The sequence below is a fragment of the Pseudomonas sp. MH9.2 genome (assembly GCF_034353875.1).
In the GTDB taxonomy this organism is placed as follows: Bacteria; Pseudomonadota; Gammaproteobacteria; order Pseudomonadales; family Pseudomonadaceae; genus Aquipseudomonas.
In genome coordinates this window covers 1,899,509-1,910,909 of the sequence record NZ_CP133784.1, presented here as the reverse complement: position 1 = coordinate 1,910,909, position 11,401 = coordinate 1,899,509, and the positions used below count along the sequence as shown (strand labels likewise).

Below are 11,401 nucleotides of genomic sequence, written 5' to 3'. Positions count from 1 at the left end.
TGGTTATGAGTAAGTATTTGATGGCTCTGACGGTTTCAGTCAGTGCAGCTGTTGTTAACCTGGCGGCCACAGCCGAGGAAATGGATCCGTCGATGCCCACCAAAGGCAGCCAGATGGATCACGCAAAGATGGCTCATGGTTCGATGGATACCATGGACACCATGGACGCTGGTCAGATGGAGACGATGGATCACAGCAAAGTGATGAATAGGGATTCGCAACCGACCAGCACCAGTCGAACGCCCATACCGGTACTGACCGACGCAGATCGCCAGGCGGCGTTTCCTGACGTTGCAGGTCACGGTGTTCATGACATGCAACTCAACACCTTCTTCCTCCTTGATCAATTCGAATATCAGGGTGCTGAAAACGGCAGCACGCTGAATTGGGACGCGAAGGGGTGGATAGGGGGTGACGTCGATCGTTTGTGGCTGCGATCGGAAGGTGAGCGGACTAACGGGGTGACTGAGCACGCCGAAATTCAGGCGCTGTGGGGGCACGCAATCAGCCCTTGGTGGGACGTTGTCACTGGTGTGCGTCAGGACTTTAAGCCCGGCTCGCCACAGACATGGGGCGCCATCGGCATCCAGGGTATGGCCCTGTATAACTTCGAGTCTGAAGTGACCGCTTTCATTGGCGAGAACGGTCAGACCGCCGCTCGGCTAGAAGGCGAGTACGACATTCTGCTCACCAATCGCCTGATCTTGCAGCCCAGAGTCGAAATGAACCTCTATGGGGAGAACGATCCGGGGCGCGGCATAGGTTCTGGTTTGGCTGACACCGAAACTGGTTTTCGACTGCGCTACGAGATAGTCCGCGAGTTTGCCCCCTATATTGGGGTTACCTGGAATCGCTCCTACGGTAAGACCGCCGATTTGGTTAGAGATGAAGGGAACGATACAAACGAGGCTCGATTTGTAGTCGGTATTCGAATGTGGTTTTAAGTTTGTAATATGAAAACAATCATAACCGGGTGCAGAGCAGCTGATTAACCAGCAACTCGCACCCCTGCCGATGGCAAGGAGCATATTCATGCGAAATAACGTCTTTCTCTCCAGTCGGGCACTGCGTGTAGCAACATTCACGGCTCTGTTCATGAGTTCAACTGCCTATGCAACAGAGGCTCCGACGATTGATGTTCATCGTGACGCTAGCTGCGGGTGCTGCAAAAAGTGGATTCAGCACCTTGAGATGAACGGCTTCACCGTGATTGATCACGTGGAAGCAAACATGAGCGTGGTCAAGCAGGAACTGGGCGTAGTGCCACGCTTATCGTCATGCCATACCGCAGTATTCAATGGAAAATTCATTGAAGGCCATGTACCCGCAGAGCAAATAATCGCGTTGAGCAAGCGTTCCGACCTTATCGGGATTGCTGTACCCGGCATGCCGGCCGGCTCTCCAGGTATGGAGGTCAGCGGGAAACAGGCGGGTTATCAGGTTATCGGCCTGACCAAGGCAGGGATTGATCAAGTGATTGCGCAGTATCCTGTGAACTAATCTTCGAACTTGTTCGATTTCCAGTGCTACGCATTGTCCAATGCTTAGAAACGTAAAAGTTCATTTAAGACTTAGCCTATACGAGCAAATGTAGAGATGTTCTTTATCTGCTTTCGCTACTTAAGGAGAATCTAGTGAATCACGAGCACCTTCAACACAACTCCGAGCCACCAGGCTTCTGGGGTTCGCGCTACTCGATCGGTCTGATCGTTTTTGGCGCCATTGCTGCGTATTTCCTGTTAAGCGAGCACCGTGCCCATTTCTTCGGCGCACTGCCGTTTCTGCTGCTGCTGGCGTGCCCGCTGATGCACTTCTTCATGCACGGCGGACACGGTCACCATCAAGAAGGCCCGTCGGGCTCGCCTCCATCAGGACCATCGCAGCCGCCTAAGAGTGGAGATTAGTCATGCACGACACGCCGGCCTACGGACTATGGACGCTTGTCGTCCTCAATTCGGCCATCTTCATCATGTTCGCGTTCAGTTTCTCCAAGCCTCAGACCGCGCGCGACTGGCGCACTTTCGGGGCGTTCGCAGCCTTCGTAGTAGCTCTGTTCGTCGAGATGTATGGTTTTCCGCTGACCATCTACCTGATGTCGGGCTGGCTTCAGACGAAGTTTCCGAGCCTCGACCTATTTTCCCACAACACTGGCCACCTATGGTCGACGTTACTCGGTGACAAGGGCGATCCGCACTTCGGTGTGCTGCACATTGCCAGCTATGTGTTCCTCGGATTCGGCTTCTATTTACTGTCCAGCGCGTGGAATGTCCTGTACCACGCTCAGCGGCGTAAAAGTCTCGCCATTTCAGGCCCGTATGCGCATATCCGCCATCCGCAGTACGTTGCGTTCGTGCTTATTCTACTGGGCTTTCTGCTCCAGTGGCCGACGTTGCTGACCTTGCTGATGTTTCCTATTTTGCTAGTGATGTATGCGCGGCTGGCTATCACAGAAGAGGCGGAGATGCGTAAGCAGTTCGGTGCGGAATTCGAAGATTATGCGGCGAGGACGCCACGCTTCTTTCCGTGGCTGCGCAAGCGGGTATCGCCCCCCCGAAACAAGGTTTCCTGAAGGATCGCTGGCACTCCTTTAACTTCGTTTATTCAGTCGTCTATGGATCAACACATGAGTTGTGTTAGCGGGTCCAGTGACGCAGACAAGTAATCGCCTCAAGGCCTCTATCTGTTGATTGCACGGGCCTAGTACCTCAACAGAAAGGCGCCTAGTGTCGAGGGAGGTGCCCGTATCGCGTGCGTGTGCAAGCAGTGCGTAAGCGCCTAAAAATTTTGTATCCGTGACACCGATCCCGTTCGAATCGGTGGGCGTCAAGATCAGTTTTACCCTGAAGGATCGAACGACCGAGCTGGACGATGGAGTACGTCTATGAGCAAAAAGAAAAAAAATGCCAGGGGAAATGATGCCGTCGCTCTGCCAGTTGCAGGCGGCACAGGTATTACGCCGGCTGAGCTCATCGTCAGTAGGGGGCAAACCGAGGCGTTGATCTCACATAATGACTATGCAGCTCAACTTCGTGTTTTGCAGATTGAGTTGGTCAAGCTACAGAGGCACTTTATCGGCTGCGGCGATAGGATTCTCGTGCTGCTGGAGGGGCGAGACGCCGCCGGCAAGGACGGCAGCATCAAGCGCATCGTCGAGCACCTAAGCCCGCGCGAAACGCGCGTCGTGGCACTCGACAAACCCTCTGACCGCGAGCGTAGTGGATGGTACTTCCAGCGTTTCGTCGCCCATCTCCCCGTGGCTGGGGAGCTAGTTCTGTTCAATCGAAGTTGGTACAACCGTGCCGGCGTCGAGCATGTGATGGGCTTTTGCTCGAAGGACGAGCATGAGGAGTTCATGCAATCGGTGCCGAAGTTCGAGGAAGTGCTCGTTAACTCGGGTATCAAGCTGCTGAAGTATTACCTCGATATCAGCAAGGACGAGCAGCGGCGCCGACTAGACGATCGGCAACGTAATCCGCTCAAGCAATGGAAAACGAGTCCGATTGATGCTGTCGCCATCAAACGGTGGAAGGCGTACTCCGCCGCGCGCGATGAAATGCTGATGCGAACGCATACCGCTATCTCACCGTGGCGCATCGTACGGGCTGACAACAAGCGGTTGGCGCGCCTAAATCTCATACGCGACGTCCTCTCGCGACTGCATTACGCAGGCAAGAAGAACAAACTCGTCGAGCCGGATCGAGACATCGTATTCGAGTTCACGCCCAATTGTGTCGACGCTAGGCAACTGGCGAACTGATGTCTGCGCCTCAGGAGCGAACATGAAAACCAGCACCTTCGAAGTGGGGGAGTTAATCTCCACCCTGAGCGCGGCCGGCGTCCACCGACAGATCGCAACGCTATCGGGTGTCCATCATGTCGACGTGAACTATGTGGCCGGCAGTGCCACTGTGCATTTTGATGAAGCGAAAGCGTCGCCTCAAGAGATCCGACAACGCATCATTGACTGCGGCTACCACTGCCGTGGTGAACTCGTTCCCGATCACGTCTGCGAACCTACAGATCACAAGATGATCGCAGACGTGCACAAAGGTCACATGACACATGGCGGTAGCAAAGGACATACGCCGAAGGAAATGGAGCCGGGGAGTGATCCAAGTGCGGATCACAGCGTCAAGCCCGAGCAACCGATGAGCGACATGACGCACGATATGGGGCATGCAGCTGGCATGTCGATGCAGGACATGGCCAACGATATGCGTAATCGCTTCTTCGTTGCTCTGTTGTTCGCGATTCCTGTCTTCCTATACTCGCCGATGGGCAAGATGTTCGGCGATTTCGCAACCCCGTTCGACCTTAATCGGAAGGTTTTTTTGTTCATCGCCGCCACTGGCGCGATCGCCTATCCGGGTTGGCCTTTCTTCATCGCCGCCTGGCGTGCTGCGCGCAACCGGGTGGCCAACATGGCGACTCTGGTTTTACTCTCGGTCGGCACTGGGTATTTATTCAGTGTGGGGGCCACCTTCCTATACGAAGGTGAGGTGTTCTACGAAGCGGCAGCCGTGCTGCTGGTCTTCATTCTATTGGGTCACTGGCTTGAGATGCGTGCACGCGCAGGAGCCTCAGATGCGATCCGCGCCCTTATGGATCTGGCCCCGCCGATGACAACGGTGGTACGCGCTGGCGTCGAGATCAAGGTGGCCACCTCGGAGGTGTTGACAGGCGAGACGGTCATCATTAAGCCGGGTGACAAGATTCCGGTTGATGGCGAAATCATCGAGGGTAGCTCTGAGGTTGATGAGTCTATGCTGACCGGCGAATCGATGCCCGTGAAGAAGGCTCTTGGTGATCCCGTCATTGGCGCCACGATCAATAAGAGCGGTAGCTTCCGCTACAAGGCCACCAAGGTTGGCGCCAATACGGCGTTGGCCCAGATTGTTAAACTCGTCCAGGAAGCCCAAAACTCCAAGGCGCCCGGGCAGCTACTCGCTGATCAGGCCTCGCAGTGGCTGGTTCTGGCAGCCATTGCCATTGGCGTGCTCACTTTCGGTGTGTGGTTCTGGGTCCTGGACCAGCCACTGCTGTTCGCTTTGACGCTAACGATCACGGTGTTCGTTATTGCCTGCCCCGACGCTCTGGGCCTAGCCACCCCGATGGCCATAATGGTCGGTACAGGGCTCGGCGCTATGAACGGTATTTTGTTCAAAAATGCCGCTGCACTTGAGAACGCTACCAAGCTAACCATCATCGTTTTCGACAAGACTGGCACACTCACCCTAGGGCAGCCTGACGTGGTAGAGATGGTCACTGCCCAAGGCGTCACCGAAGCTCAGTTGCTGGCTGCCGCTGCGGGGGTGGAGAAGTTTTCGGAGCATCCCTTGGCGTTGGCGGTGCTCAAAAGACTGGGGACCTCACCGGCCGAGGTCGCAACGGGATTTACCAACATCGATGGTCAAGGTGCTCACGCGATGATCGACGGTGAGAAGGTACTGCTCGGTAATCTCAAACTCATGGAATCCGAAGTCATCCCTTTGCAGGCGCTGGCCACAGAAGCCATCCGACTCCAGGGTGGGGGCCGAACCGTGGTGTATGTCGCTCGCGCAGGAAAGCTGATCGGTCTAATCGCCATCGCCGATGCCGTGCGGCCGACCTCCATGGCGACGATCGCCAAGTTGCAGGAGCGCGGCGTAAAGGTGGCGATGATTACTGGCGATAATCAAGCCACGGCCGATCGCATCGGCAAGGAACTCGGTATTGATATAGTGCTGGCCGACGTGCTTCCAGGCCAGAAAGCATCCAAGATTAAGGAGCTTCAAGAGCAGGGGCACAAAGTTGGCATGGTAGGCGACGGCATCAATGACGCACCGGCCCTGACCCAGGCCGACGTAGGTTTCGCGATCGGTGCCGGCACTGACGTGGCTATGGAAAGCGCGCAGGTCATTTTGATGAAAAGCGACCCGTACGATGTCGTCGGTGCTATTGAACTGTCGCGCGCCACCCTGCACAAGATGCATCAGAACCTATGGTGGGCGGTTGGTTACAATCTGATTGCCTTCCCGCTGGCAGCCGGCGTCTTCTACCCGTTTACTTTGTCGCCAGAAATCGCTGCGTTATCAATGTCGGGTAGTTCGGCCGTCGTTGCGATCAACGCGTTGCTACTCAAACGGACTAAACTCGCCGGTATCAAGCGTGTAAGGCCACAAATCACACCTATGTAATGATAATCTGTAAAACATCTGCAAAATTCACCGCCGCGTCCACCAGACGATGCAGAAAAACTGATTAGAATCGTCACTGATATACAATTTTAACCAAAATTAACACTGATTTTTTCTCGGGATGACACACTTTTGGATCTCGCTTGTTGCAGAGCTATCGCAGTACCAGCCTGACTCCAGACTCGTTATTTGTCGCGGCCCTGAGCATTTTAATCCACCCAGCACGTGCGGATTACGAGTGACGAGCGGAGGAAGTACATATCTAGATATTTTGACCTGGATCAATCTGTCTTCATCTTCCTCTTTGTACTATAAATTTATCCGCAATAATAAAAAAGAGAGAGTTCACGAAGCTTAGATTTGCCCTAAGATTTATAGCTACTCTTGCTGTACCCAATCAGCTTGCATCTGACTCAGCCAGTATGACCGACGTCATCTAGGTTTCAGCGGAAAAAATAACTGAAGAGCGTGATACGTTGATGGCCGAACACATGAACGAGATGCGGGATGCACATGTCTAACCTAAACTGCATGGGTGTGAATTCGCGAACCCACAATAGCGTCGCTGCAAACGATGCACAAAAAATGCATACGGTGATGGATCCAACTGAGTCTCATCGGCAGCAATGCGATGTGAGGCATTACTGCACAGTAGCGATGACTTCTTATAAGTAACACTTAGTTATCGCAACCAAGACATGGCAAGAATTTTGCCGAAAAGACGCAACAGTCACAATGTTGTCCGGTTTTAAAACCTGTTTCGGGAAAAATAAAATGCGCAAATTATGGGTAATCTTGGCAGCTTTGGTGGCGTTAAACCTGAATGGCTGCGGCTACAACACGTTCCAGAGCAACGACGAGCAAATCAAGGCGAGTTGGTCTGAGGTGGTGAACCAATACCAACGCCGCGCGGATCTGGTACCGAATCTGGTCAATACCGTCAAAGGTTATGCCTCGCATGAAAAAGAGGTATTGACCCAAGTGACGCTAGCGCGTGCTCAGGCGAGTTCCATACAAGTGACGCCAGAGGTTCTCAATGACCCGGCCGCCTTTGCCAAGTTTCAGGCTGCGCAAGGCGAGCTTTCCGGAGCATTGTCCCGGTTGCTGGCAGTGAGCGAAAACTACCCGCAACTGAAAGCAGACGCTGGTTTTCGCGATTTGCAGGCGCAACTGGAAGGCACCGAAAACCGCATCGCAGTGGCGCGCAACCGTTACATCAAGTCAGTGCAGGAATTCAACGTCACGGTACGCTCTTTCCCTTCTAACCTGACGGCGATGGCATTCGGATACAAAGAGAAGCCTAATTTTACGGTCGGAAATGAAAAAGAAATCGCTAAGCCACCCGCCGTAGATTTTGGAGCGGCGCCTACTGTTCCCTCAAGTGGGCCTCAAGGAGCGGCTAAATGACGACGATGCGCAAGACAAGCGCAACGGCATTGTTTGTCGTTATTCTTTGCTGGTCTTTCCTCGTGGGTGCTCAGGTCGCAGTCCCTCCCCTGACCGGCCGGGTCACTGACCAGACCGCTACGCTCACCGCAGACCAGACTGCAAGTCTTGAGCAAACTTTACGGGCGTTTGAAGCCAAAAAAGGCACTCAGCTCGCACTTCTCATTGTCCCCACCACCCAGCCGGAAGCGATCGAACAATATGCTTTGCGTGTTGCGGAGCAATGGAAGTTAGGTCGAAAAAATGTGGATGACGGCGCAATCCTGGTCATCGCCAAGACCGACCGAACGCTTCGCATCGAAGTTGGCTACGGACTTGAGGGCGCACTCAATGACGCCACCAGCAAGCGCATCATCAGCGAGATCATTACGCCACGTTTCAAGCAAGGAGACTTCTATGGTGGCATTGCTGCTGGGCTCAACCAGATGATCCAGGTAGTTGATGGCGAGCCGTTGCCGGCACCCAAAGGACGACCTATCGGCGGTAGTGCAGATATTCGGCAGTATGGTCCGTTGGTTTTTATTCTTGCGCTCGTGATAGGTAGAGTGCTGCGCCCAGTTCTGGGCAGATTTCCAGGCGCCCTCATCACTGGCGGGGTTGTGGCTATTATCGCGTGGTTGGTTGCCGGCGCAGTGTTCATCGCGTTGGGCGCAGGCGTGATGGCGCTTTTGTTTACGTTGGTAGGCGGTGGTATGGGCGGATATGGAATGGGAGGACATCGTGGAGGATTCGGTCGAGGCGGTGGTGGCTTCGGCGGAGGCGGAGGCGGAGGCGGGTTTGGCGGCGGCGGCGCCTCGGGGAGGTGGTGACGATGAATATCATACGCATTATGAAACACCTCGTGATGACCCACTGGGAGGTCACCCGGGCATTCCCTCGCAAAACGATGTTCGCGATCGAGCAAGCGATCAAAGCCGGTGAGACCGCACATGTCGGAGAAATTTGTTTCGTCGTGGAGGGCGCACTGGACAGCACGCCGCTTTTCAAAGGCCAATCCGCGCGAGAACGCGCTGTTGATGTGTTTTCGCAACTGCGTATATGGGACACCGCCCACAATAATGGTGTGCTGATTTATCTTTTGCTCGCTGACCGAGACGTGGAGATTGTTGCCGATCGCGGAATTCACGCGAAGACGGGCTCTGAAGAATGGCAAAGCATTTGCCGCCAGATGGAAGCTGCATTTAAACACGGTAATTACGAAGACGGCGTGGTTAGCGGTATTCAGACGGTTACACAGCATCTGATGACGCACTTTCCCGCTGTCGGCGGTCACCGGAATGAATTGCCGGATACACCTGTAGTGCTCTGAGCCCTCCATTGCGGACACCCACCAAAACCTCAAACACACTCAGCCAAGGAACAGAACATGACCCTCCAGCCGGATCAACATGACGCTGTAGTCGCTGTATTTGCTCACCATCAGGATGCGGAGGACGCTGTCCGCAAACTGGCTGGCAGTGGTTTCGACATGACGCATTTTAGTATCGTCGGACAAGGTTTTCATTCCGAAGAGACGGTTATGGGCTTCTACAACGTCGGCGATCGAATTAAATTTTGGGGCAAGAAGGGCGCATTTTGGGGCAGTCTGTGGAGCCTGTTCTTCGGCGGAGTATTTCTGACCATCCCTGTGATCGGGCCTGTCATGGTGCTGGGTCACCTGGCTGCAATCGTCGTTGCCGCTGTTGAGGGTGCCATTCTGGTTGGCGGATTGAGCGCGCTTGGCGCAGCGCTTTACAGCATAGGCATTCCGAAGGACAGCGTCATCCAGTACGAACAAGCCGTCAAAGCTGATGGATTCCTTGTTGTAGCACATGGAGGCACGGACGAGATGGCAAGATCCAAGGCGATCCTTGAGTCAAGCAATCCGGCAAGTATTGATCTGCATGAGAATGTGAAGACCCATGCAGCAGGCTAAAAGCGTATTAACGCGATGGTTGTATTCATGACTATGAAAAGGAGCATCACCATGCAAAATCAAACGTTGAACGTAACAGGTATGACGTGTGGCGGCTGCGTCACCAAAGTGGCAAACGCGCTGAAAGCAATTTCCGGAGTCGATGACGTAGTCGTGTCGCTCTCGACTGGCGAGGTTGCGGTACGTTATGACGAGCAACTGACCTCGCCGAATCAACTGGAATCAGCCGTGAAAGGCGCGGGCTATGGTCTGGGCATGGCTAAGGCCACGTCCAGTCATCAATCCAAGGGCGGCTGCTGCGGTTAACTCGCCCCAATGATACTCAGCAACCGGACCGCAGGCATGACTCGATCGCCTGCGGTCACATGAGGCCATCATCGTGCGCTCAACCGGTTTCCCCGTCGCGACTATGGCCACGCTGATGCTTGGCGTGTTTACTGTATCGGTTGGCTTTGGAATCATGCTTCCACTTTTACCCTACCTGATTGAGCGACTCCTGGGCGCGGGAGGTGATGCTGTTCAGGTTTCCCGGCACACGGGACTACTGACGGCTGTGTATACCTTCTCTCTTTTTCTATTCGCCCCCTTGTGGGGTCGACTTTCCGATCAACGCGGCCCACGTGGTGTGCTGCTTATTGGACTCCTCGGTTTTGGCGTAACCATGTTGGTTTTCTCGTTTGTTGAGAGTCTCGTCGCTTTATACACCGAGCGTTTTCTGAGTGGGATGTTCGCCGCAGCGGTGACGCCCGTAGCTGCGGCGGTGATAGGAAGCGTCACGACGACTGAACAGGGGCGAGCCCGTCGGCTTGCGTTCGTCAGTGTGACCGGAATTGGCGGCTTCCTGCTTGGGCCGATGCTTAGCGTGTTCGTAACGCGATTTTCTGCCGCTACCTTCAATCTCGCCTTGCCGCCCGGATCCGTCGCGATTCCGCTCGCGGCAACAGCGCTGCTTGCCTTTCTTGTGGCCAGCTCAGTCGCGTTTTCAGTGCCGAATGATCAAGTCCATAGTCGGCCACCGAAGACCGCTAGGGCCTCGGGCGATCAGAAAGCATGGCTCGTACCGAAACTCCTTGTCCTCACTTTTATCGTGTCAGTAGGGGTAGGGGTCTTCGAGGTCGGGCTCGCACTGCGTGGCAAACAGGAACTCGGCTTGAGTCCCTATCAGATTGCCCTCATGTTTACCGAGTGCAGCTTGGTTATGTTTGTGATGCAGGCAATCGCATTTTCGCCCTGGTTCAAGCCGGACACCACTCGCTGGCTTATCGCGCCCGCGCTCTCTGTGCTGGCTGCCGGATTGTTTCTCGTGCCATGGGCATCTGATTTTAAGTTGATGCTGGTCGTGATCGGTGCGGTTGCGGCCAGTGCTGGCATTCTGTCGCCGATCCTTACGTACTGGATCTCGGCCAAAGCCGGAAGCGCGCAGGGCTGGGAACTTGGCAAGCAAACGGCATCATCTAGTCTTGGGACAACCTTGGGGTCCGCTGCGGGTGGAGTCCTCTACAGCACTGTCTTTCTGCCAGACACCTCTTTCTTCTTGAGCGCGAGCCTTGCAGTGCTGGGTTTCCTGTTAAGCCTCGGGTTGCCGCGTTTACTCATGACTTCCACTCTATGCTCTCGTCCGATACCCGTGAGATTTAGCACGAAAAAATGAACATGAGAAAAGCGCCGAAGTCCGGTTTTTCCTCGCAGAAAAAATGCGCTGATCCCGCTCACGAATTGATGCACAGTGGAATGTTTGTGATGCTGGAGTTCGGATGTTCGAGTAACAATCCAGGGGCTGTCGGCTAAACCTGTACTTATTCAGACAACGTAAACCTGCTTTGCGTAAACGGTCCTTGTTTACTCAAAAACAGGTTTACTCTCT

Annotated in this window: 12 protein-coding genes; all 12 read left to right on the top strand. The window is 54.4% G+C overall.

The features are described from left to right. The first annotated feature begins 5 nt into the window (after positions 1–5). The 12 genes from RHM55_RS08975 to RHM55_RS08920 all read left to right on the top strand — a co-directional run bounded on the left by RHM55_RS08975 (position 6) and on the right by RHM55_RS08920 (position 11,188). The gene (locus RHM55_RS08975; protein ID WP_322181235.1) at positions 6–944 is read left to right on the top strand and encodes a copper resistance protein B; all 939 of its coding nucleotides are present in this window, start codon (positions 6–8) and stop codon (positions 942–944) included. Positions 945–1,095: 151 nt separating this feature from the next. Continuing rightward, a complete protein-coding gene (locus RHM55_RS08970; RefSeq protein ID WP_416152016.1) occupies positions 1,096–1,500 on the top strand; it encodes a DUF411 domain-containing protein in 405 nt (134 codons plus the stop codon). 134 nt (positions 1,501–1,634) lie between these two features. Further along, positions 1,635–1,904 (top strand): DUF2933 domain-containing protein, encoded by a 270-nt coding sequence (locus tag RHM55_RS08965; RefSeq protein ID WP_322181231.1) that lies wholly within the window; start codon positions 1,635–1,637, stop codon positions 1,902–1,904. A gap of 2 nt (positions 1,905–1,906) precedes the next feature. Then, a complete protein-coding gene (locus RHM55_RS08960; RefSeq protein ID WP_322181229.1) occupies positions 1,907–2,569 on the top strand; it encodes an isoprenylcysteine carboxylmethyltransferase family protein in 663 nt (220 codons plus the stop codon). Between the two features lie 312 nt (positions 2,570–2,881). Then, positions 2,882–3,757: a polyphosphate kinase 2 gene (gene ppk2, locus RHM55_RS08955; protein WP_322181227.1), complete on the top strand. Its 876-nt coding sequence runs from the start codon at positions 2,882–2,884 to the stop codon at positions 3,755–3,757. 22 nt (positions 3,758–3,779) lie between these two features. After that, positions 3,780–6,176: a heavy metal translocating P-type ATPase gene (locus RHM55_RS08950; RefSeq protein ID WP_322181225.1), complete on the top strand. Its 2,397-nt coding sequence runs from the start codon at positions 3,780–3,782 to the stop codon at positions 6,174–6,176. Positions 6,177–6,950: 774 nt separating this feature from the next. Further along, a complete protein-coding gene (locus RHM55_RS08945; protein WP_322181223.1) occupies positions 6,951–7,583 on the top strand; it encodes a LemA family protein in 633 nt (210 codons plus the stop codon). Continuing rightward, positions 7,580–8,431 (top strand): YgcG family protein, encoded by an 852-nt coding sequence (locus RHM55_RS08940; protein ID WP_322181221.1) that lies wholly within the window; start codon positions 7,580–7,582, stop codon positions 8,429–8,431. Before RHM55_RS08945 ends, RHM55_RS08940 begins: the two co-directional genes overlap by 4 nt. Positions 8,432–8,433: 2 nt before the next feature. Further along, positions 8,434–8,931: a TPM domain-containing protein gene (locus RHM55_RS08935; protein ID WP_322181219.1), complete on the top strand. Its 498-nt coding sequence runs from the start codon at positions 8,434–8,436 to the stop codon at positions 8,929–8,931. Positions 8,932–8,988: 57 nt separating this feature from the next. Beyond that, complete coding sequence (locus tag RHM55_RS08930) at positions 8,989–9,537, top strand: general stress protein (protein WP_322181217.1); 549 nt, start codon at positions 8,989–8,991, stop codon at positions 9,535–9,537. Positions 9,538–9,588: 51 nt separating this feature from the next. Next, on the top strand, positions 9,589–9,843 hold the full coding sequence (locus RHM55_RS08925; protein WP_322181215.1) for a heavy-metal-associated domain-containing protein: 255 nt from the start codon (positions 9,589–9,591) through the stop codon (positions 9,841–9,843). 103 nt (positions 9,844–9,946) lie between these two features. Continuing rightward, entirely contained in the window at positions 9,947–11,188 is a 1,242-nt protein-coding gene (locus tag RHM55_RS08920; protein ID WP_322181213.1) for an MFS transporter, read from the top strand. Positions 11,189–11,401 lie beyond the last annotated feature (213 nt).

Excerpts from the sequence above, each read along its gene's own strand:
- RHM55_RS08975 (WP_322181235.1), top strand. The coding sequence starts at position 6 with ATGAGTAAGTATTTGATGGCTCTGACGGTTTCAGTCAGTGCAGCTGTT.
- RHM55_RS08950 (WP_322181225.1), top strand. The coding sequence starts at position 3,780 with ATGAAAACCAGCACCTTCGAAGTGGGGGAGTTAATCTCCACCCTGAGC.
- RHM55_RS08945 (WP_322181223.1), top strand. The coding sequence starts at position 6,951 with ATGCGCAAATTATGGGTAATCTTGGCAGCTTTGGTGGCGTTAAACCTG.
- RHM55_RS08930 (WP_322181217.1), top strand. The coding sequence starts at position 8,989 with ATGACCCTCCAGCCGGATCAACATGACGCTGTAGTCGCTGTATTTGCT.
- RHM55_RS08925 (WP_322181215.1), top strand. The coding sequence starts at position 9,589 with ATGCAAAATCAAACGTTGAACGTAACAGGTATGACGTGTGGCGGCTGC.
- RHM55_RS08920 (WP_322181213.1), top strand. The coding sequence starts at position 9,947 with ATGGCCACGCTGATGCTTGGCGTGTTTACTGTATCGGTTGGCTTTGGA.
- ppk2 (WP_322181227.1), top strand. The coding sequence starts at position 2,882 with ATGAGCAAAAAGAAAAAAAATGCCAGGGGAAATGATGCCGTCGCTCTG.
- RHM55_RS08960 (WP_322181229.1), top strand. The coding sequence starts at position 1,907 with ATGCACGACACGCCGGCCTACGGACTATGGACGCTTGTCGTCCTCAAT.
- RHM55_RS08940 (WP_322181221.1), top strand. The coding sequence starts at position 7,580 with ATGACGACGATGCGCAAGACAAGCGCAACGGCATTGTTTGTCGTTATT.
- RHM55_RS08935 (WP_322181219.1), top strand. The coding sequence starts at position 8,434 with ATGAATATCATACGCATTATGAAACACCTCGTGATGACCCACTGGGAG.
- RHM55_RS08970 (WP_416152016.1), top strand. The coding sequence starts at position 1,096 with ATGAGTTCAACTGCCTATGCAACAGAGGCTCCGACGATTGATGTTCAT.